Raw genomic sequence first — 22027 nt, forward strand, 5'->3', positions numbered from 1 at the left:
CCCTTAGTGTCTTTAAACGGTTGGAGATATGACATCGTTTGTACAACCACCATGTTTAGGACAAACTCTCTGTTTTAACAGAGAGTAGTTGATAACCAGATACAACTTATCAATATGAGTAATCCAAAATTGAATCAATGGTTGAGGACTTTACTAAAAGAATAGATAGGATAAAACAAGGGAACTTACAAGATATTTACAATTCTCATTTTAATCGTTCGGATAAATTTATAGTTAAAAACCTTGATGTTATAACTTTTCTAAGTGTTTTTGTAAAAGCATTAAAAAGATTTTGTAAATTTATATCAGTTGATATACTTTCTTGGTTATTTATTTGCTATAATAAAAAACATAAGGCCGATTTTCGAGTCTGCCATAATATAATTGGAGGGATTTTTCACATGAAAAAATCATTGCGCAATATTGCGTTATTCGGATTAGTTGGAACAATGTTATCAGGAACTTTTGCAGGTGTCACAGCGCATGCTCAAGAAAAAATTGATTCATTAAAAGTAATGTTCGTACCTTCTCGTGACCCAGAAGATATCATTACTGCTACTGAACCATTAAAACAAATGTTAAAAGATGAATTAGCTAAAGAAGGCTTCGAAATCGGTGAAGTTGAAATTGAAGTTGGTACTAACTATGAAGCAGCTGGTGAAGCATTATCTGCTGGAACTGCTGATATTGGTTTTATCCCTGGTGGAACTTATGTTTTATATGATGAAGATGTTGATGTTATCTTAACCTCAACTCGTCAAGGATTAAGCAAAGACTCTGAAAATCCAGCTGACTGGAACGACGGCAAACCAACTGAAAAAGTTGAAGATCAAGTAACTTATTACAAAGGTTTAATCATTGCTGGACCTTCTGAAAAAGGTAAAGAGTTAGCAGAAAAAATTAATAATGGTGAAGAATTAACATGGGAAGATGTTGACTCAGCTAAATGGGCTGTAATGTCATCTTCATCTTCATCAGGTTATATTTACCCATCAATCTGGTTAGGTAATCAATTTGAAGGTAAAAAAATCTCTGACTTAGCAAATGTTGTACAATCTGAATCTTACGGAAGTTCTGTAGCGCGTTTAGCTGCTGAACAAGTAGATATCATCGTTGGATATGCTGACTTACGTGTTGATAATGTTGAAGATTGGGAAGGCGACATGAACCGTGAAGCATCAATCTTTGAAGAAACTAACGTAATCGGTGTTACTCCAAATGTTTACAACGATACTGTTTCTGTTTCTAAAACATCACCTAACATGACGGATGAATTAAAAGCAGCAATTGCTAAAGCAATGATTAACATCGCTGGTACTGAAGAAGGTAAAGAAGTTATCTCTATTTACAGCCACGAAGGTTACCAAGAAGCTAAATCAGAAGATTACGATACAGAACGTGAAGCTCAAAAAATCTTACGTGAACAAGCTAATAACTAATTAGCTTAAATAATGAATTGAACGTCTCGGGATATTCCTGAGACGTTTTTTGCGCTTGATTTATTGGAGAAGAATTAAGGTTTCTAACAGCCCAGAAATAAGTGAAGTCTGTTTTCCCTTCAAATTTGATGGAGCTAAAACTTTTCTAAAAGCGGAAAAGTTTATTTAAGCATACATTTTTCAATAAAATTTAATATCAAAAAAATCCCCAAGGCTCTTATTAAGAAGCTTTAGGGATTATATTTTGGTTGATTTTAAAAATGTAAGTGACCGAAAAATTCATGGTAAAGAGCACGAATCGCATTATCTTTATCATCCATACTAATGGTATAAAACATACTAATTTCAGAGGCACCTTGGTTGATCATTAAAATATTAATTTCTTGTGAAGCCAAAGCGCGGGTTGCTTTATTGGCGGTGCCCACGACTTCAGCCATTTCTTCACCCACAATTACTACAATTGCCAAATCCGTTTCTACATTAATGAAATCAGGATCCAGTTGCTCTTCGATATCCTTTAAGAGGGTATCTAAAGTGCCGGGAGCTGCAAGTTGGTGAGAACGAACAACCACTGAAATATCATCAATCCCAGTAGGAATATGTTCAATTGAAATATGGTAATCTTCAAAAATTTGTAACAATTTGCGAGTAAAACCTAATTGACGGTTTAATAAATATTTATTAATAGAAATAGCAGTAAACCCTTCATCGCAACTAATCCCAATAGCAGGTAAATTAGGATTGATTTCTCGCTGAGCAACAATTTTAGTACCAGCAATTTCAGGGTGGTTAGTATTTCTCACCATTACGGGAATGTCTACCTGGTATAATGGCTCTAACGCTTCATCGTGAAAAATTCCGAAACCAGAATAAGCCAACTCACGCATTTCACGATAAGTAATTTCTTTAATAGCATAAGGTTTACGGACGATGCCAGGGTGGGCTGCGTAAATATAGCTTTGATCTGTAAAGTTTTCGTAAATATCAGCTTCAACACCACGAGCAACAATCGCGCCTGTAATATCACTACCGCCACGAGGGAAGGTCACGATATTGCCATTTGGTGAATAGCCGAAGAAGCCAGGAATGATTAAAATTTGTTTATCATCTTTAAATTCGGCAATTTTATCATAAGATTCAGGTAATAAATGCGCGTTACTTGGTTCATCGCTAACAATAATCCCTAGTTCATCTGGTGAAATATAGCGAGCATCAAGCCCTAATGATTGGAAATACTCACTAATTAATTGAGCATTAAAATCTTCACCGCACGCTTTAAGAGCATCTAGGAGTCGCAGAGGGTCAGTAATTGAAGATAAATACTCAGTTAAAACATGATCAAAATGGGTAATAATCTCTTTTGAAAGTGATAACTCATCAGCAATTGAAGAATAGCGATCTAAGACCATCTGTTTTGCTCTTTCAATTGATCCGCTATGAACTTTCTCATCAAATAAATGGATTAATAAATCCGTCACCTTCGTATCCTTATCATCTCTTTTCCCTGGTGCCGAAACAATTACGAATTGAATTTCCGGGTCATTTTGAATGATATTGGCTACTTTTTGTATTTGGGTTGCGTTACTTAACGAGCTCCCTCCAAATTTTGCGACTTTCATGCTATCACATCCTTGAACAATAATAATTTTTAACTTTATTAATCATCATACATGAAAAGATGGCAAAAAGGTAGTGTTTATTGTAAAATGAAGAGTAATAAATGAGGAATTCATTAAAACACACTGGAGGAGAGCACTTTATGATGAAAATAGCAATTTTAGGATTAGGAACAGTAGGTGGAGGAGTCTTAAAACTATTACAAAAGGTTAATGAGGCTCGTACTGATTCAAAAATTGACATTACTCATGTGCTAGCTCGAGACATTAAAGATGAGACCCTTGATTTAACCGGAATTATAGTAACGGATGACGTTGATGAAATATTAAACAGTGATATCCAACTTATTGTGGAAGTTTTAGGTGGCGTGGATTTTCCTTACGCAGTTCAAAGAAAAGCATTAGAACGTGGTATTCATGTGGTAACAGCTAATAAAGATATGTTAGCATTACATCTTAATGAATTGGCACAAATTGCAAATCAACATCAAGCCCAAATCGGTTATGAAGCGAGTTGTGGTGGGGGTATACCAATCATCCAACCCTTACAATATAGTTTAAATGCTAATAAAATTAATAAAGTGATGGGAATTTTAAATGGCACGACCAATTACATTTTAACGAAGATGGCAGATGAACAATGTGAATACCAAGAAGCTTTAGCACAAGCGCAAGCATTAGGATATGCCGAAAAGGATCCTACTAATGATATCGAAGGGGATGATGCAGCACGTAAGATTGCGATATTATCACGCTTAGCTTTTAAAGTAAATATTCCGCTTGAACGCGTGGAGGTAAGAGGTATTAGTCAAGTTGATCAACAAGACATCCAATTGGCTCAAGAAAATGGCTTCACTCTTAAATTATTAGGAAAAAGTCGTCAAGTTGTGGATGCCATCAGTATCAGTGTAGAACCAGTGCTGTTACCCACTACCCATAGTTTAGCTAATGTCAAATTAGAAAAAAATGCGATATTTATTGAGGGAGATGCCGTGGGACAAACAATGTTTTATGGACCAGGAGCCGGCAGTTCGGAAACAGCATCCGCAGTAGTTTCGGATATTTTGTTCATCGAAAAATTTGGCTTCACTGGGAATCTAACCACTCAAGAAAGTGGCCATTTCACAAAAAGTATAACAGATCATCGTTATTATATCCGTTTGGAGGAAGATATGTCCCTTTTAAAAGAGCGATTAACTGCGATGAACATCAAGTATCAACTATGGCAAAATGACGAAATAACAGCCGTTTTAACCGCTACCATTTCAGAACCAACATTTAAAGCGTTGACCCAAGAATTAACACTGGCAGCTTATTATCAGATAGAAGGTGAATAGATGTCACAGTTTGAAATAAAAGTACCAGCAACCACTGCGAATTTAGGAGTTGGGTTTGATTCAATTGGGTTAGCCCTTAATAAGTTTCTAACAGTTAAAGCGTCCCCGGCTGACAACTGGCAATTTAACTTTAAAGATGCTTTTTTAAAGGTTTTGCCGAACAATGAGCAAAATTTAGTCGCCAAGGTTGCGAATAAAGTTGCTTCAAAATTTAAGCAGACGATGCCACCATTAAGAGTGGAAATGAGTAGTGAAATTCCTTTAACGCATGGTTTAGGCAGTTCCTCTAGTGCTATTGTAGCAGGCATTGAATTAGCCAATCATTTTGTTCAATTAAATTTAACTCAAGAACAAAAAATTCTGATTGCTACTGAAATAGAAGGGCATCCAGATAATGTCGGCCCTTGTGTGACCGGCGGCTTGTTTATCGGAGCTTATGAAAATGGTGTATTATTTTATGAAACGGCTGATTTCAATCATGTAGGGATTATTTTAAGTATTCCCGATTATGAGTTGAGTACAGCAGAAGTTCGCAAAGTGCTACCGGCAGAATATTCTAAAGAAGCAATAATCCTTCAAAATGCCTACAGCAATATTATGACGGCTGCTATGTTGAAAGGCGATTTTGAGAAAATGGGGGCGATGATGATGAAAGACCTTATTCATGAACCTTATCGTCAACCTTTAATAAAAGAATTTGATGCAGTAAAAAATATTGCCCTTACTACCGGTGCTTTTGCCACTGTTATTAGTGGTGCCGGACCGACAATTTTAACGCTTTGTCCGGTTGAACGGAAAGAAGCCATTCTTCAGTCGCTTAATTCAATGGTACCCGAATGTCGACATGAAATCACGACGGTATACCCTTGAATAACTTAATATTTTAGAGACTGGCTGGTTTAATTGCTGTCAGTCTTTTTTATTACCTAATCGTGTATTAGATGCAACCTTTCAGGTAGTTTTTCAGTAATTAAAACTCATCAAATATTACTTAAATGATGACACTCGTTGAATTGTGTTACGATATATTATTTAATCTCTCCTTAACGGAATAACATTAAGCTTTTTTGGTAGCAATGGCTTTTTTCACACTTGTTATTGCCATGACATTAGAATTTTTCTGTTGAGCTACAGAAGAGATAAAAATCGCTGATCCATAAACTTTCTTTTTTATGTGCAGCAGTCTACTGACTATTTAGCCACTTAATAGCATAAACCATTTCAACGTTTTTCGTTTTTATTAACAATATAGCGTTAAAATCACAAGCTTGTGTATTTATATAGAAGGATCATTTTTCAAAAAAAGCAGCGGCTTAATAAATTTACCATTAATCATAAGAAAACAGGTTAACTTTTAAAGATTTATTGCGTATAATAATACGGTATGAAATGGATAAAAGGAGAACGCGATGAGTTTATTATCAGTAACGAATTTAACGCATGGCTTTGGTGATCGTGCTATTTTTGAAGATGTATCATTCCGTTTATTAAAAGGAGAACATATCGGATTGGTCGGTGCTAATGGTGAAGGTAAATCTACTTTCATGAATATTGTCACGGGTCAAAGATTACCTGATGAAGGGAAAATTGAATGGGCTCGTAATGTCAAAGTAGGCTATTTGGATCAACATTCTGTATTGGAAAAAGGCCAAACCGTTCGCGATGCTTTAAGAGGAGCGTTTGACGATTTATTTAAAGATGAAGCCAGAATCAATGATATATATATGGCGATGTCAGAAGCAGAAGGTGAAGAACTGGATGCCTTAATGGAAGAAGTAGGAGAGCTTCAAGAACGCTTAGAGGTGCATGATTTTTATATCTTAGACGCCAAAATTGATGAAGTAGCACGGGCTTTAGGTATAGTAGACTATGGAATGGACAGCGATGTCACCGAGTTAAGTGGTGGGCAACGTACGAAAATTTTACTAGCTAAATTATTATTAGAAAAACCCGATATTTTATTATTAGACGAGCCGACTAACTATTTAGATGCTGAGCATATTGAATGGTTAAAACGTTATTTACAAAGTTATGAAAATGCCTTTATTTTGATTTCACATGATATTCCATTTTTAAATGAAGTGATTAATATTATTTACCATGTGGATAATTTACAAATTACTCGTTATACCGGTGACTACTATCAATTTAAAGAAGTCTATGCGATGAAACAAGCGCAATTAGAAGCAGCCTACGAACGTCAACAAAAAGAGATTGCTGACTTGAAAGATTTTGTCAATCGTAACAAAGCCAGAGTCGCTACTCGGAATATGGCTATGTCACGCCAGAAAAAATTAGATAAAATGGATATTATTGAATTAAAAGCTGAAAAACCCAAGCCTAATTTTAATTTTAAATCAGCACGCACTCCAGGCCGCTTTATCTTCGAAGCTGAAGAATTAGTAATTGGTTATGATCGTCCATTAACTAAGCCTTTGAATTTAGTGTTTGAACGGAATCAAAAGATTGCTATTATCGGTGCCAATGGGATTGGGAAAACAACTTTACTAAAGAGTCTTTTAGGCATTATTGAACCAATCAGTGGTCAAGTCGAACAAGGGGATTACTTAGAAATTGGCTACTTTGCTCAAGAAGTATCTGGTGGTAATCGTCAAACACCATTAGAAGCGGTGTGGGAAGCATTTCCAAGTCTTAATCAAGCAGAAGTTCGTGCAGCTTTAGCTCATGTTGGATTAACCGCGAAACATATCGATAGTCAAATCCAAGTACTAAGTGGGGGCGAACAAGCCAAAGTCCGCTTTTGCTTACTAATGAATCGTGAAAATAATGTCTTAGTGTTAGATGAACCAACCAATCATTTAGACGTCGATGCCAAAGACGAATTAAAGCGAGCATTACAAGAGTATAAAGGCAGTATTTTAATGGTCTGCCACGAACCTGATTTTTATGAAGGTTGGGTCGACGGTGTATGGAATTTTAGTGAATTGGCGTAGTAAATTTTTAAAGTAGAATATGAAGTAATCAGACGTCTAGCCATCATTTGTTATCGCAAAAGATCGATAGCATGAATGTTTTTTAATGAAATCATCTAGTTTGAAGAAACGATGTATTTTTCTCTTGTAGTCCTAGTCGGGATTACAGTGGCCATAATACAAATTCTTCAAGCTATTTTTTTAATATCTTATTGTTTTCTCTATTTTTCAGAAAATTACCTTAAATTCGTTTTCATAAAAACAAAGTATTTGACGATTTTAAAATCACAAACTATAATAGTTAGCATACAAACAATTATAGTTCGCATCCATACTAAAAAGAAAGGAGTCGTCATGTTTCATATCGGATTTAAAATCAGAGAGTTAGGTTTAATCATTGAAAAGTATCTGCAACACATGGCCATCCAGTGTAATTTGGAACATTTAGAAGGACCTCAAGGTGCTGTCTTATTTTACTTAATTAGTCATGAGGATCAAGATGTTTTTCAAAAAGACATTGAACAACTCCTAAATATACAGAAAGCTTCGGCATCAGGGTTAATTAAGCGAATGGAAAAAAATGGGTTTATACATGTCCAGCCTTTGGAAAGTGATAAACGTTTTAAAGCCATCAAAGTGACAGATGAAGGAAAAGCCAAGCATTTGGCGATTGAAAATTTCTTGAAACAAGTTGAAGCCGACCTTAGTAACGGTATTAGTCAAGAGGAATTTAAAATTTTCCATAATGTCATTAAAAAAATAACTCAAAATGCGCAAGTAGAATCAGAAGAAAAACAAGAAGGAGAATATGAATGTTAAAAATATTCAAACGAATGAATAGAAAAGAAGTGATGATGGCTGTCGTCAGTGTTCTATTCATTATGGCCCAAGTCTGGCTAGATTTAAAAGTACCAGATTATATGTCAGAAGTGACCAAAAAATTAGTGACGCCAGGTACAGAACTTAAAGAGCTCTATCAACCTGGAGGGATGATGTTACTCTTATCATTATTAAGTTTTGCGACCAGTCTATTAGTTGGCTTTTTAGCAGCTCGATTGGGAGCAAGTTTTACACGAACATTAAGACGTGATATTTTTGAACACGTGTTAAGTTTCTCAGCTAAGGAAACACAAAGCTTTTCAGTCCCAAGTTTAATTACGCGTACAACCAATGATATTATTCAATTACAAATGTTAATTGCCTTTGGTTTGCAAGTAATGGTCAAAGGACCCATTATGGCCGGCTGGGCGATGGTTAAAATATCTAACAAAAATGGTCAATGGATGTTAGCAACCGCATTAGCCGTACTTTTACTATTAATTGTTATTACCATTATTATGGTATTGGCTTTTCCAAAGCAAAAAATGATCCAAAAATTAACCGATAAGTTGAATGCTATCTCACGTGAAAACTTAACAGGGATACGTGTCATTCGGGCCTATAATGCTGAAAAATTCCGCAATGATAAATTTGATGTTGCCAACAGTGAATTGACCGATACCAATTTGTTCTCAATGCGAATGTTCTCATTAATGATGCCATTAATGACGATAGTATCTAGTGGGTTATCGTTATCGGTTTATTGGATTGGGGCTTATCTCATTCAAAATGCAGCTTTAAATATGAAAATAACACTCTTTGGCGATATGGCAGTCTTTACTTCTTATGCGATGCAAGTGGTCATGGGGTTCATGATGATGACGATGATTTTTGTCATGCTACCAAGAGCGATTGTGTCTGCTAAACGTATTAATGAAGTATTAGAGACGCATTCTGTGATTGACTATCCTGCAACAACCAAAACGAACAATCAAGCAAATGAATATGTTTTAGAATATGAAAATGTAACCTTTAAATATAGTGATAGTGCTGAACCCGTTATTTCGAATGTTAGCTTCAAGGCTAAAAAAGGACAAACAATTGCCTTTATCGGTTCCACAGGTAGTGGTAAGAGTACCTTAATTAATTTATTACCACGTTTTTACGATGTGACGAGTGGTGCTATTAAGTTAAATGGACAAAACATCAAAGAGATTGCCCATGATGATTTAAATAATAGGGTGGGGTATATACCACAAAAAGCCGTCATCTTTAGTGGAACCATTGCCTCCAATTTGAATTTTGGTGAAAGTAATGAATCGCCATTAACGGAAGAAAAAATGAATGCAGCTTTAGAGTTAGCACAAGCGAAAGAATTTGTCTTAAGTAAAGAAAACGGCTTGCAATCAACAGTGGCTCAGGAAGGTGCAAATTTCTCAGGGGGTCAAAAACAACGACTAGCAATTGCCCGTGCTTTAGCGCGCAAACCAGAAATTTTAATATTCGATGATTCCTTCTCAGCTTTAGACTATAAAACGGATAAAGCGTTGAGACATGATTTAGCAGTTCAAACGGCTGATATGACGAAGTTAATTGTCGCGCAACGTATTTCAACCATTATGGATGCAGATTTAATCTTAGTATTGGATCAAGGGAAAGTAGTCGGTCAAGGTACGCATCAAGAATTATTAGCTAATAATGAAGTGTATCAAGAAATTGCCTACTCACAATTATCAAAGGAGGAATTAACCAATGGCTAAAGAACAACCACAATCAGAAAAAGCCCTAAAACGTGCTTTACGCTATGCCGATGGCTATTTAATTCCCATCGTTATTGCCTTAATTTTCTCAATTACTAGTAGTGTTATCACCGTTATCGGACCTGATAAAATGAGTGAAATGATGGATGTCATTACTCAAGGGGTGATGGTTGGTATTGACTTAAATAAAATTGACAAAATAGGAAAAACATTAGTCATCTTGTATTTAACGGCAGCGGTCATGGGGTATGCACAAAGCTTTATTGTGGCAACTATTTCACAACGCTATACCCAACGCCTTCGTCGTGAAATCGCTGAAAAGATGAATCGCCTTCCTTTACGATACTTTGATAGCCGTCCAACCGGTGATGTTTTATCCATTATTACCAATGACTTGGATACTGTTGGTCAAAGCTTAAATCAAAGTTTAGGAACATTAGTTTCGGCAACAGTTTTATTAATCGGTACATTATTTATGATGTTTAAAACGAATTGGGTAATGGCTTTAACAGCAATCAGTTCGGTTTTTATTGGTTTTATTGGAATGGTCTTTATTATGAGTAAATCACGTGCTCATTTTAAGGCGCAACAAAAGAACTTAGCTACTGTCAATGGATATATCGAAGAAGCCTATACCGGACTCTCGATTGTCAGCAGTTATAATGCAGCCGAAGAAATGAAAGGGCAATTTGCAAAATTAAATGAACAATTATACGGAAGTGCTTGGAAATCACAATTTTTAGGTGGGATGATGATGCCACTGATGGCTTTCATCGGGAACTTCGGTTATGTGATGGTTAGTTTAATGGGTGCTTACTTAGTTTTAAATGGCCACATTACCATCGGGGTCATAATTGCCTTTATGGTGTACGTTCGTTTATTCTCACAACCATTATCCCAAATTGCTCAAGCGGCACAAAGCTTACAATCAGCTGGAGCAGCCTTAGGTCGAGTGATGGACTATTTAGAGGCAGACGAAATGAGTGACGAATCGTATAAAACAACCCAATTATCACAAATTAAAGGACAGGTTGCTTTCGAACATGTTAATTTTGGCTATGATGAAGGTAAAACGATTATTCATGATTTCTCTGCCGAAGCTAAAGCGGGTCAAAAAATCGCGATTGTTGGTCCAACTGGTGCTGGTAAAACAACGATTGTTAACTTATTGATGCGCTTCTATGAAGTCAATGGCGGTCAAATTTTAATCGATGGCGTCAATATTAAAGACATGACTCGTGCTGAATTGCATGAATATTTCAGTATGGTATTACAGGATACTTGGTTATTTGAAGGTAGCATTCGCGATAATTTAGTATTCAATCAACCAGAGGTTACACAAGAAGAAGTGATAAAGGCAGCCAAAGCGGTGGGGATTCATCATTTTATTACCACATTACCTCAAGGTTATGACACGGTATTGGATGATTCCGTTCAATTATCAGTAGGACAAAAACAATTAATGACCATTGCCCGTGCGTTAATAAAAGATGCTCCATTATTAATTTTAGATGAAGCGACGAGCTCAGTGGATACTCGTACGGAAGAATTAATTCAAAAAGCAATGGATGCCTTAATGGTTGGTCGGACCTCATTTGTCATTGCTCATCGACTTTCAACCATTCGTAATGCTGACTTAATATTAGTAATGAAAGACGGAAATATTATCGAACAAGGTAATCACGATCAATTAATGGTTCAAGACGGCTTTTATGCGGACTTATATAATAGTCAGTTTGAGAATGGTAATGGCACCTTTGAGGAAGAAGAACTATAATCTAAAAGGAATAAAGCATATAACGAACATAATGATTGAATTTAAACGACTTTACAACTTTTTGTGTGGCCCCACAATAAATTAAAAAAGCGTATCTAGCGAAAGTATTAAGCTAAGCGAAGGTACCTAAATAGAAAAACCAGTTAACTAGATTCCTAAAAGGGAAATTAAGCTAACTGGTTTTTATTATAATAATTTAAGAATATCTTTTTCGATTGCTTTAGGCGAGGTGGTTGGCGAGTAACGTTTAACCACTCGTCCTTCGCGATCAATTAAAAACTTCGTAAAGTTCCATTTGATATTATTGGAGAATAGCCCTTGGGTTTCTTGTTTTAACCATTGGAAAATGGGTTCAGTCTTAGGGCCGTTCACTTCTACTGTTTCATTTAAGGGGAAACTGACTCCAAAATTCAATTGACAGATGCTTTCCATATCACTATCGACCACTTTTTCTTGTTTAAATTGATTGGAAGGAAATCCAATGACAGTAAAATCTTGGTCGTGATAGCGTTGATAGAGTTCCTCTAATTGAGTAAATTGAGGGGCTAAGCCACAACCGGTTGCGGTATTAACGATTAACAAGACTTGTCCATTATACTCATTCAAGCGGTAAGGTTGGCCGCTACTACGAACTAATGAAAAATCTGGTAAACTCATGCTTTTGCTCCTTTCAAACATCCCATATCTAAAACAGGACTTCCTTTACGATATTTACTAGAATAGTAAAGGCAAAATCAGTGTAGTATCTTTATTAATCATAGTCAAAGTAGAAGGGCCAACACATCAAAGTTATAATACGGCCCAACAAAATTTCTAAATAAACAAGCCTTTACAACAATTAAAATTTCAATTAAAAAACCAAAGGGGAATTTTCCATGAATTAGTCGTCTAAATCAACATTGTGGTAAACGCGTTGAACATCTTCGTCATCTTCCAAAACTTCAATTAAATGTTCAAATTTTTTCAAATCTTCGCCTTCTAATTTCACTTCATTTTGTGCAATCATGTCTGTTTCAGCTACTTCAAATTCAGTAATTCCCATACCTTCTAAAGCAGTTTTAATGGCTTCAAAATCTTTTGGTTCACCATAAACAACTACGGTATCTCCTTCAGCAAATACTTCACGAACATCGACATCCGCTTCTAATAAAGCCATCATTACGTCGTCAGCATCTTGATCGGCCATTACAAAAACAGCTGTTGCATCAAACAAGTAATTAACTGAACCACTGACACCCATGTTACCACCATTTTTACCATATGCAGCCCGAACATTACTTGCAGTACGGTTGACATTATTAGTTAAAGCATCGACCATAATCATTGAACCATTAGGCCCGAATCCTTCATAACGTAATTCTTGGTAGTTTTCATCATCGCCACCTTTAGCTTTATCAATGGCTTTTTCAATAACGTGACGAGGGACATTATATGTCTTCGCACGATCAACAACAAAACGTAATTTTTGGTTTAATTCTGGATCGGGTTCACCTTGTCTTGCAGCAGCATAGATTTCAATACCGAATTTAGCATAAATCTTCGAAGTATTTTGGTCTTTATTTGCTTTCTTTTCCTTAATATTCATCCATTTACGACCCATTTATTTCACTTCTCTTTCAATAAAATTAGAATGTTCCAACACTCATTTTACCATAAAAACGTCCTTTGTGATAGAGTTTTAAGTTCTATTTTAATTCGCTAAATTATGAGAGTTTGCTTAAAAATGGAGTTGGCTTTTGACAGAAGTGTCTTGCATTTTATGTATAATCCAAATAAGCATCATTTAATATGAATAGAAAGGGAAATATTAAGGCCATTGCTGATGATATAGGACACGCAATGATCACCAAAAAACGCTTTTTTAAAGAGTTGCTGTTATATCACGGATTTATCAAGATTACTAAAGTATTTAAAACCAGGAGATTATTTGGGTGTTTGTGTAACAATTAGGTTACATGACACTTTAAAAATGACCGGTTACTTTTACGATGTGATGACAAAACATCGAATTCATGGTCGAATCGTTATCTAAATGTTATAATATAGAGGTAGATTGATATCGATTGGAAGGAGAAAAAAATGAAATTACATAAAAAATTAATCTCAGCTTCAATGGCTTTATTAGCCTCAACCTCATTAGCTGTTTTACCAACCACACAAGCACAAACCACAACACACACTGTACGAAGTGGAGAATATTTACAAGGCATTGCAGCCGCATATGGCGTAACTGCAGAAGAATTACGCGCATGGAACGGCTTATCAAGTGACATGATTTATGTCGGCGATGTATTAGTCGTAGACGGATCAAGCAGTGGTACGGTAGTATCTAATTCTAGTGCTGCAGGTACTCACGTTGTACAAAATGGTGACGTCCTATATAACCTAGCCATCCGTTACGGGGTAACCGTCGATGATTTAATGGCATGGAATGGTTTAACTAGCGATTGGTTAAATGTTGGCGACACTTTAGTTGTCTATGGTAATGCTACTGCAACAGGTGGAAATTACTATTATGATTACACAGCACCAGTCTATACCTCTTCAACCGGCTACCATACAGTAGCACCTGGCGATACACTATCAGGCATTGCAGTCGTTTATGGTGTAACAGAAGAAGAATTGTGGGCATGGAACGGCTTATCCAGCGACTGGTTGAATGTCGGTGATCAAATTGCTGTCACAGGTTATAGTACTGGCGCTACCTCAACTTATACTAATTATGTGCCAACGACCAATACTGCAACAACAAATTACACGGTATCAGCAGGTGATAGCTTATATGAAATCGCCCAAGCTTACGGTACAACCGTTGATAACTTAATGGCAATTAACGGATTATCAAGTACTTTCTTACAAATTGGTGATCAGTTAGTGGTCCCTGGTGCAGACAAGAGTGCGACTTCTGAAGCGCCAACTGAAGAAACAAAGGAAGAAACAACGACCGAAGAAAAGAATAAAGAAGAAAATAAAGAAGAAGCAACGGAAACTTCAAACGATTTAACCGACGAAGAAAAGGCGGCTGGTATTAAAGCAAAACACATTATTCAAAAAGGTGAAACTTTATTTAAGATTGCCAATAAATATGGTGTCACACTATATAATTTAAAATCTTGGAATAACATTACAGCAGAAAATCCAGCGCGCGTTGGTGATGAGTTGATTATTAAAGATTCTGCTTATGAACCTCAAAAACATAAAGTAGCAGAAGGCGACACAATTGATACAGTTGCTGAAACTTATAAAACAACAGCAGAAGCAATCAAAGTGTGGAATGAATTGGCTGACAATGAATTAGAAGTAGGTAAAGAAATTTATGTAAGTAACCCAGAACCAACATTACATGAAGTTCAAACAGGTGAAAACTTACAAACTATTGCCGATCAATATGGTGTAACACCAGAAGATTTACGTGCATGGAATGGCTTACCAGAAAAATCAATGATTGTTAATGGAACGATCTTAGTATCAGATCCAACAGCCGTTACTGAATAATAAAAATAATATGAAAAAAACTGGGCAGATATTATAGACTTTCTGTCCAGTTTTGCGTCTTTAAATCATTGTGTAGTGAATAAATGGTATTAGAGAGTCACTTTCACAAGTTGTTAATCTTAGCAGTTATTTCTCACCAAGAAGTGATCAGAACATATTAGAGAGTCACTTTGCGAGAGAACAACCGATTCAATATCGATTCAGATTTTCGCGAATGGAAATACTAGCATATGTATGCACTGATAAAATACCGTAGACTTATTTAAAGATTCGCGAATGTCAATGTAAAATAACAAACCGTCTCTAAGGGCTATTCAACCTCTTTAACTGGTAGGAGTGTTAATGCGAAGTGATAACCCGTACTAAATCGGCAATTAGAACTATTTTACAAATAGGAGAAAGATAAAAAGTAGCCATCGTTCGATTGCTCATTTTTGTCTGCTCTTTTTCGATCACAAAAAAACTATTAATAAATGAAAAATATTATTGCATAGAAAAAGCTGACGAATGGACGTCAGCTGAAAAGATAGATATCTTGCTATTTAATTAAAAACTATTCCAAGCACAATTTTGTCCTGCAACACCACCCGTAACAAAAGCAGCCGTAATATTATAACCACCGGTATAACCATTAATATCTAATAATTCACCGCAGAAGTAAAGACCTTTCATTAGCTTGGACTCCATCGTTGCTGGATTAATTTCTTTAGTTGAAACGCCACCGCCAGTTACAAATCCTTTTTCAATCGGTTGCGAACCCGTACTTGTGAAATCAAAATGTTTTATCTTATTAAATAAGGCTTCAACTTCAGCGTGAACTAATTGTTTATAAGCCGTCGTATGATCCATTTTTAATTGAGATAAAATTACCTCAGCCATACGCTCTGGCATCAAATTTTTTAAAATAGTTAATAATTGTTTGTCACGGTTTTCTTCGGCAAAAAATTTTAGTTGTTCCATCGTATGATGCGGTGTTAAATCGATAGATAGATGAGCCACCTTTTCACGGGTTTGATGAAGCCACTGGTTAACATGACCAGAACATCTTAGAATAGCGGGTCCAGAATAGCCGAAATGAGTAAAAATCATATCCATTTGGTGATAAGTGATAGCTTTTTGATTAGCATCCCATAAGGTCACGCCCACATCTCTTAAAGAAACACCACGTAAAGCTTTACCAGTGATCCACTCATCATCTGATAGTAGAGGGGACTCGGTAGGGTATAACCGTTCAATCGTGTGACCAGCTGATTTGGCCCAAGCATAAGCATCACCAGTCGCACCTGTTCGTGGGTAAGCCCGACCACCCGTTGCTAGAATAACACCATTGGCTTGGATTTCTAAACCAGATTTCGTTAGTACCCCTTTGACGCACTGGTTTTCACGGTCAAATACTAGCTTATCGACAGGTTCATTGGTTTGAATTTCGACACCTAGTTCACGACAGTAATCCAATAAAGTTTCTAAAATGGTACGAGCGCTATCTGTAACGGGAAACATGCGCCCATGATCTTCTTCTTTCAGTTGTACTCCACGACTTTCAAAAAAATGCACAATATCTTCTTGATTAAACTGATTGAGGGCACTGTATAAAAACTTGCCATTACCAGGAATATGACGAATTAATTCATCACGTGAGGTACGGTTGGTCACATTACAACGACCACCACCTGATAAGAGTAATTTGCGACCTAATTTTGGGTTTTTTTCTAGAACAAGGACACTGACACCTTGTAAAGCAGCGTGTACCGCAGCCATGAGACCACTGGTTCCTCCACCGACAATAATAACTTGATAAGTGTTTTTCATATGACTTCTTCTTAATGACGCACCTTAATGCGATCGAAAATTAAATGAGCGAGTGCATAATCTATAAAGCCGTGAATAATGGTACCAAAACCAACTAATACCCATAAAGTATAGTAAAAGCCTTCTGTGTTGGTAGTTTGGGCAGTGACAGAGAATAAATAAACTGCTAGTACTTCACCTAAGCCATGAACCACATTAATTAAGAAATAGAATGGTGCTTGTTTAGCAAATGATAGCTGATTGATTTTAAAACTTTTAATTAAAAATAAAGCAAAAAGAACGAATAAAAAATGTGATAAAGCTCTTAAAACAATGATTAAAGGGAACCCTGCCAATAAGAAACCAATGGTCGTTCCGGCAGTCACACTTAAAGCGACAAAAGGTGAGATAAACAGAGCTAAAAATATCGGTACATGACTTGCAAGTGTATAGGATGCTGGACCAATAATCACTTTAATGGGCATCACTAATGGAATCATAATACCAATAGCAATTAACAAACTACTAATTAACATTTGTTGGGTACGATTTTTTGTTATAATATTCAATTTAAACCCCTCCTAATGTTAGAATTATAGCATAATATCAGTAATAAAGGTATGGTAAATGAAATTTGGATTAATTTTTTTCCGGGAAAATTCGTCCCTGAACACCAGGAAAAAGTTGAAAAATAATTGAAAAAATATTGTTGGTAATGCTTGACATTATCGTACTTTAGGGGTAATATGATAGACGGTATTGTTTGCCCCACTATGAGCCCCGGAAACTCAATAGTACTTGTCAAACAACTAGATTTAATAATGGAGGAAACAATCGTGCGTCAAACATATATGGCTAAGAAAAACGAAGTTGAACGTAACTGGGTATTAGTAGATGCGACAGATGTGCCTTTAGGCCGTCTTTCAGCAGTAGTTGCTTCAATTTTACGCGGAAAAAATAAACCAACATTTACACCTCACGTAGACACAGGTGATTTTGTTGTCGTAATCAATGCAGATAAAGTAGCTTTAACTGGAAACAAAGCAGCAGATAAAATGTACTACCGTCATAGCGGTCATCCAGGTGGAATCAAATCTATCTCAGCTGGTGATTTACGTGAAAAAAATTCTCGTAAATTAGTTGAATTATCTGTTAAAGGTATGTTACCAGACACTCGCTTAGGACGTAAACAATTCACTAAATTATTTGTTTACGGTGGAGCAGAGCATAAACATGCAGCTCAAAAACCTGAAGCATTAGACATTAACACATTAATTTAAGGAGGGAATTTAATTGGCTAAAGCACAATATATTGGTACAGGTCGTCGTAAAAATTCAGTAGCTCGTGTACGCTTAGTGCCAGGAACTGGTGTAATCACTATTAATGGTAAATCATTAGAAGAATACATTCCTTTCCCTCACTTACATGAAGTTATGAAACAACCATTCGAAGTTACAGAAACATTAGGAGCATATGATGTAACTGTTAACGCTAATGGTGGAGGTTACTCAGGACAAGCTGGAGCAATCCGTCACGGTATCGCTCGTGCGTTATTAACTGTAGATCCTGATTTCCGTCCAGCTTTAAAAGCTGCTGGTTTATTAACACGTGACCCTCGTATGGTAGAACGTAAAAAACCAGGTCTTAAGAAAGCTCGTAAAGCTAGTCAATTCAGTAAACGTTAATTTTTTTACTGCAATAACGAAATTACAGCACTTTCCTTATCGGAGGGTGCTTTTTTTGTTGAATTGACGACACAAATTGCCTTAGCCGTTCGAACGCAGTGAGTTACGGATAAGGTATGCGTAGAGCAGAATGCACGAAGCCCAAAACGTTAGGCTGCAGCTGTTGCGAACTTGTTCGCTTACAGATGGAGTTCCTCAACTTGCCATTGCAAGTTGAGTTCAATTGAAAATATATCAACGTTTCAAGACACTTTCCAATTATGGAAGGTGTCTTTTGTTTATATCGTACTGACTTTTTACCGACTATTCTTTAACGAATGATAGAAAGTTATAAGTTGAAAATGATTATGTAAATGGGATATGGAATAAATTCATAAAGTATTAGGCTTCAGCTGTTGCGAACTTGTTCGCATGCAGATGGAGTTCCTCAACTTTCCATTGCAAGTTGAGTTCAATTAAATATAATTACAAAATTACAGCACTCTCCTTATCGGAGGGGTTTTTTTATTGAATTGATGACACAAATTGCCTTATCCGTTCGTACGTAGTTAGTTTCGGATAAGCTATGCGTAGTGCGGAACGAACGAAGCTCATAACGTTAGACTGTAGTTGATGCAAAGTACTTTGCTTGTATTTGAAGTTATATATTTGAAAAAAATGATATTATAGTATTCTTAGTATATAACATTTTTTCGTTTAGTTATTCTAACTAATCGAATGAAGAGCGTGCTATCTGAACAAACCCCAACAATAGATTCAAGACGCTTAGAATTGATTAAGAAACGTATTTATCATAAAATAATAATAGATTGGGATTGGGCAAGAAGTAGAAAATTGAATAATTTTCGCTTCGTCGGCCTACCCCCGCACAGATGAGTAGGCCTCAAACAAGTCATTTAGACGCAGTTTGAGGCCACTCAACCACTGCGATTTTAATGAATAAGCACTAATTTGACTGAATTTTTCAAATTTATGTTCAATCTCGTTAAAACGCCATTTGAGACCACTCAATCGCTGGACGATAAACTAAATAGATTAGACCAAACAAAAAATTTTAAGTTTTGCCAACCGTTGCACTAGTGCTGATTTTACATTATGTTATTGTCTATTTCCATCATTTTTAAGATGCATTTTTACATGTTCAAACTTAAAACTAAACAATTAGTATTGACTCATGACTAAATTATCATCATAAATTCTTTTATGACATTGTGGATAAAAATACAAGTAATATTGTACAAAGAATAAAAAGAACCGAAGAGTATCGTTATATAATTAAAGGAGATGATTTTTGTGAATAAAGCAAAAGAAGTTGAGAGATTAAAAGAATTAGAAAAAGAATTTAGTGAAATAAATGCGACTTTAGCAGAATTGGATAAAGTCTTACATAAAGTAAAAAAACAAATGCCAAAGATTAAGAACTTCGATAAGTATTATAGTAGTGAAGAATGGTTTAAGCATAGAGAGATGCTTGATGAGGGCTATTTTGATGAGCTCGAAACAACTGCCATTTTAGGCGAAGACTATCCCTATGACACCGTATTTGCCATTAGAAATCAAGCTATTGAAATGTTAGAAATAGCTACAGAATTATTGAAGTGATTAATTGAGTATGGGCATTTATAAATATCAAATTTTGATGAGGTTATTCAAATCTAAGAGACTAGTTATCATTTTGTAAGTTAAGTTTATTTTTAGATTGAGTAACATCTAATTATTAAACGACACCCATTTTAATAAGTCTGGATAGAAATGATTAAGTTTCTGTCCAGCTTTTTTTGATTTATGCTATACTAAAATCGAAAATTGAGGAAAGGAGGACATTTATATGAAAAAAATTACTGGAGGTTTCAAAAACAATTAAAGCCTCGATAAGGAGCATAACATGGTAATAATTAAGGAAATAAATGAATCGTTAGAAAAATCGCAAATAGTTAAAAATATTTTGCAAGAGTTACCTGAATGGTTTGGAATTGAAGAAGCTACTCAATGGTATATAGATGATGCTAAAACAAGTGAGTGTCTTGTCGCTTTTGATGAGAATGAACCTGTTGGATTTGTAACACTATCAAATACTAGTGTAGATTGTGTTGAAATTGTCTGTTTGGGAGTTTTACCATCCTATCATCGAAAAGGAATAGGTAAACAACTTATGAAAGCAGCTGAAAAATTAATGACCGGTCGCTATCACTTAATTCAAGTTAAAACAGTAGATGAAGGTCATTATCAGCAGTATGATGCAACGAACCAATTTTATCGTTGTTGTGGCTTTAAAAAATTAGAAGTCTTTCCGACATTATGGGATGAACATAATCCCTGTTTAGTATGGGTTAAAGCACTATCATAATCATTGTCATAAAAAGTCAGTATAAAAATTGAGTTTTACTTGAATTTTGTGAATTAATTTGATGAAATTAACTTAAATAACAGTCAGTTAATAATATTAGACTAAGTAAGAAGGAAATCGTAGAATTGCTTACTGGAAATAAATTTTTGCACCAGATAGTATTACGAAGGGCTAAGACATTACCAAATATGAGGACGACAAAGCCATCAAAAATGTAAAGAAAGTAGTAACTATCTTTTAAACTAAATATTGATTTTATACCTTATAAAAATATTTGAGCGATAATAGACGTTGGGCATAAACTTGTTAAATTTAGTCAAGTTTATTGTTCGTTAATTAATAGCGCAGTGGTTGAGTGGTCTCAAATGGCGTCTTAATTTAGCTGAGATTAATCTTGAAAAGTCCAGTCAAATTAATGGTCATTAATTTATAACGCAGTGGTTGAGTGGTCTCAATCTGCGTCTCTAGACTTGTTTGAGACCTACTCAACTTTGCGGGGGTGAACAAACGAAGCGAAAATCAATCGTTTTTCTACTTCTGGTCCACTACCAACTGTGCGGGGATGGGCAGACGAAGCGAAATTATTTAATTTTCTACTTCTGGTCCACTCCCATCATTGTTTTAACTTACTTTATTACTTAAAATAGTTTGATCTTCTATTGCACTGGAGAAAGGCAAAGCAATAATTTTCGTTGCGCTATTTTCATTTACAAGCTGTCAGCTAAGGAAACCTCGGTATTAATACCTAGGAGGAATTAGCGAAATAGACAGCTCTTTTGTTAATTTTACTAGGTTATCGTTAATGTTTTCACTAAATAGATGGTATAATGTATTTAAGAGGAAAGAGGTGACAAGATGCAGTTAACGAAAACGATTAAAGTGCAATTATACCCAAGTGCTAGTGATATTGAAAAATTCGAAGAAACCCAACAACAGTTTTTAAACGCTTGTAATTTTGTTTCGACATATATCTTTGACCATGACTTTGAATTAGGTCAAACGACTTTGCATAACGCCTTGTATCATCAGA

17 protein-coding genes are annotated in these 22027 nt (G+C 35.7%); 12 read left to right on the top strand and 5 right to left on the bottom strand.

Going from position 1 to position 22027, the window contains the following annotated elements:
- The first annotated feature begins 401 nt into the window (after nucleotides 1-401).
- Nucleotides 402-1439, top strand: a complete 1038-nt coding sequence (locus B5D12_RS09110) for a phosphate/phosphite/phosphonate ABC transporter substrate-binding protein (protein ID WP_066125411.1) — start codon at nucleotides 402-404, stop codon at nucleotides 1437-1439.
- A gap of 254 nt (nucleotides 1440-1693) precedes the next feature.
- On the opposite strand, the gene B5D12_RS09115 is transcribed toward B5D12_RS09110, so the two are convergent.
- Nucleotides 1694-3058: an aspartate kinase gene (locus B5D12_RS09115; RefSeq protein ID WP_078756530.1), complete on the bottom strand. Its 1365-nt coding sequence runs from the start codon at nucleotides 3056-3058 to the stop codon at nucleotides 1694-1696.
- A 140-nt stretch (nucleotides 3059-3198) separates the two neighbouring features.
- Here B5D12_RS09115 and B5D12_RS09120 point away from each other — a divergent pair, with 140 nt between their 5' ends.
- From B5D12_RS09120 to B5D12_RS09145, 6 genes are all read left to right on the top strand, one after another.
- Nucleotides 3199-4392, top strand: coding sequence for a homoserine dehydrogenase (locus B5D12_RS09120; protein WP_159443918.1), 1194 nt, complete (start codon nucleotides 3199-3201; stop codon nucleotides 4390-4392).
- On the top strand, nucleotides 4393-5262 hold the full coding sequence (thrB, locus tag B5D12_RS09125; RefSeq protein ID WP_078756532.1) for a homoserine kinase: 870 nt from the start codon (nucleotides 4393-4395) through the stop codon (nucleotides 5260-5262).
- A gap of 539 nt (nucleotides 5263-5801) precedes the next feature.
- Nucleotides 5802-7346, top strand: a complete 1545-nt coding sequence (locus B5D12_RS09130; protein ID WP_078756533.1) for an ABC-F family ATP-binding cassette domain-containing protein — start codon at nucleotides 5802-5804, stop codon at nucleotides 7344-7346.
- Between the two features lie 333 nt (nucleotides 7347-7679).
- Nucleotides 7680-8144, top strand: coding sequence for a MarR family winged helix-turn-helix transcriptional regulator (locus B5D12_RS09135; protein WP_159443919.1), 465 nt, complete (start codon nucleotides 7680-7682; stop codon nucleotides 8142-8144).
- Complete coding sequence (locus B5D12_RS09140; protein WP_078756535.1) at nucleotides 8138-9904, top strand: ABC transporter ATP-binding protein; 1767 nt, start codon at nucleotides 8138-8140, stop codon at nucleotides 9902-9904. Before B5D12_RS09135 ends, B5D12_RS09140 begins: the two co-directional genes overlap by 7 nt.
- The gene (locus B5D12_RS09145; protein ID WP_078756536.1) at nucleotides 9897-11681 is read left to right on the top strand and encodes an ABC transporter ATP-binding protein; all 1785 of its coding nucleotides are present in this window, start codon (nucleotides 9897-9899) and stop codon (nucleotides 11679-11681) included. The genes B5D12_RS09140 and B5D12_RS09145 overlap by 8 nt, the downstream gene beginning before the upstream one ends.
- Nucleotides 11682-11867: 186 nt before the next feature.
- Here the strand turns inward: B5D12_RS09145 and B5D12_RS09150 are convergent, their stop codons facing one another.
- Both B5D12_RS09150 and B5D12_RS09155 read right to left on the bottom strand, forming a co-directional pair.
- Nucleotides 11868-12338 carry a glutathione peroxidase gene (locus B5D12_RS09150; protein ID WP_078756537.1) on the bottom strand — a complete coding sequence of 157 codons (471 nt, stop codon included), beginning with the start codon at nucleotides 12336-12338 and terminating at the stop codon, nucleotides 11868-11870.
- 223 nt (nucleotides 12339-12561) lie between these two features.
- Nucleotides 12562-13281 carry a YebC/PmpR family DNA-binding transcriptional regulator gene (locus B5D12_RS09155; protein WP_066125427.1) on the bottom strand — a complete coding sequence of 240 codons (720 nt, stop codon included), beginning with the start codon at nucleotides 13279-13281 and terminating at the stop codon, nucleotides 12562-12564.
- Between the two features lie 479 nt (nucleotides 13282-13760).
- Here B5D12_RS09155 and B5D12_RS09160 point away from each other — a divergent pair, with 479 nt between their 5' ends.
- Nucleotides 13761-15176 (top strand): LysM peptidoglycan-binding domain-containing protein, encoded by a 1416-nt coding sequence (locus B5D12_RS09160; RefSeq protein ID WP_078756538.1) that lies wholly within the window; start codon nucleotides 13761-13763, stop codon nucleotides 15174-15176.
- A gap of 546 nt (nucleotides 15177-15722) precedes the next feature.
- On the opposite strand, the gene B5D12_RS09165 is transcribed toward B5D12_RS09160, so the two are convergent.
- Together B5D12_RS09165 and B5D12_RS09170 are read right to left on the bottom strand one after the other, a co-directional pair.
- Complete coding sequence (locus tag B5D12_RS09165) at nucleotides 15723-16985, bottom strand: BaiN/RdsA family NAD(P)/FAD-dependent oxidoreductase (protein ID WP_078756539.1); 1263 nt, start codon at nucleotides 16983-16985, stop codon at nucleotides 15723-15725.
- An 11-nt stretch (nucleotides 16986-16996) separates the two neighbouring features.
- Complete coding sequence (locus B5D12_RS09170; RefSeq protein WP_234982957.1) at nucleotides 16997-17533, bottom strand: hypothetical protein; 537 nt, start codon at nucleotides 17531-17533, stop codon at nucleotides 16997-16999.
- A gap of 267 nt (nucleotides 17534-17800) precedes the next feature.
- Between B5D12_RS09170 and rplM the strand changes: the two genes are divergently transcribed.
- From rplM to B5D12_RS09190, 4 genes are all read left to right on the top strand, one after another.
- The gene (gene rplM / locus B5D12_RS09175; RefSeq protein WP_066125431.1) at nucleotides 17801-18244 is read left to right on the top strand and encodes a 50S ribosomal protein L13; all 444 of its coding nucleotides are present in this window, start codon (nucleotides 17801-17803) and stop codon (nucleotides 18242-18244) included.
- A gap of 13 nt (nucleotides 18245-18257) precedes the next feature.
- Complete coding sequence (gene rpsI, locus B5D12_RS09180; RefSeq protein WP_078756540.1) at nucleotides 18258-18650, top strand: 30S ribosomal protein S9; 393 nt, start codon at nucleotides 18258-18260, stop codon at nucleotides 18648-18650.
- A gap of 1293 nt (nucleotides 18651-19943) precedes the next feature.
- Nucleotides 19944-20252 (top strand): DUF4298 domain-containing protein, encoded by a 309-nt coding sequence (locus B5D12_RS09185; RefSeq protein ID WP_159443920.1) that lies wholly within the window; start codon nucleotides 19944-19946, stop codon nucleotides 20250-20252.
- A 283-nt stretch (nucleotides 20253-20535) separates the two neighbouring features.
- A complete protein-coding gene (locus tag B5D12_RS09190; protein WP_078756542.1) occupies nucleotides 20536-20997 on the top strand; it encodes a GNAT family N-acetyltransferase in 462 nt (153 codons plus the stop codon).
- Nucleotides 20998-22027 lie beyond the last annotated feature (1030 nt).

The sequence above is a fragment of the Globicatella sulfidifaciens DSM 15739 genome (genome assembly GCF_900167405.1).
Taxonomy (GTDB): Bacteria; Bacillota; Bacilli; order Lactobacillales; family Aerococcaceae; genus Globicatella; species Globicatella sulfidifaciens.

Bases quoted from the DNA above. Each gene is read 5' to 3' on its own strand.
- B5D12_RS09110 (WP_066125411.1), top strand. From the start codon at position 402: ATGAAAAAATCATTGCGCAATATTGCGTTATTCGGATTAGTTGGAACA.
- B5D12_RS09115 (WP_078756530.1), bottom strand. From the start codon at position 3,058: ATGAAAGTCGCAAAATTTGGAGGGAGCTCGTTAAGTAACGCAACCCAA.
- B5D12_RS09120 (WP_159443918.1), top strand. From the start codon at position 3,199: ATGATGAAAATAGCAATTTTAGGATTAGGAACAGTAGGTGGAGGAGTC.
- thrB (WP_078756532.1), top strand. From the start codon at position 4,393: ATGTCACAGTTTGAAATAAAAGTACCAGCAACCACTGCGAATTTAGGA.
- B5D12_RS09130 (WP_078756533.1), top strand. From the start codon at position 5,802: ATGAGTTTATTATCAGTAACGAATTTAACGCATGGCTTTGGTGATCGT.
- B5D12_RS09135 (WP_159443919.1), top strand. From the start codon at position 7,680: ATGTTTCATATCGGATTTAAAATCAGAGAGTTAGGTTTAATCATTGAA.
- B5D12_RS09140 (WP_078756535.1), top strand. From the start codon at position 8,138: ATGTTAAAAATATTCAAACGAATGAATAGAAAAGAAGTGATGATGGCT.
- B5D12_RS09145 (WP_078756536.1), top strand. From the start codon at position 9,897: ATGGCTAAAGAACAACCACAATCAGAAAAAGCCCTAAAACGTGCTTTA.
- B5D12_RS09150 (WP_078756537.1), bottom strand. From the start codon at position 12,338: ATGAGTTTACCAGATTTTTCATTAGTTCGTAGTAGCGGCCAACCTTAC.
- B5D12_RS09155 (WP_066125427.1), bottom strand. From the start codon at position 13,281: ATGGGTCGTAAATGGATGAATATTAAGGAAAAGAAAGCAAATAAAGAC.
- B5D12_RS09160 (WP_078756538.1), top strand. From the start codon at position 13,761: ATGAAATTACATAAAAAATTAATCTCAGCTTCAATGGCTTTATTAGCC.
- B5D12_RS09165 (WP_078756539.1), bottom strand. From the start codon at position 16,985: ATGAAAAACACTTATCAAGTTATTATTGTCGGTGGAGGAACCAGTGGT.
- B5D12_RS09190 (WP_078756542.1), top strand. From the start codon at position 20,536: ATGGTAATAATTAAGGAAATAAATGAATCGTTAGAAAAATCGCAAATA.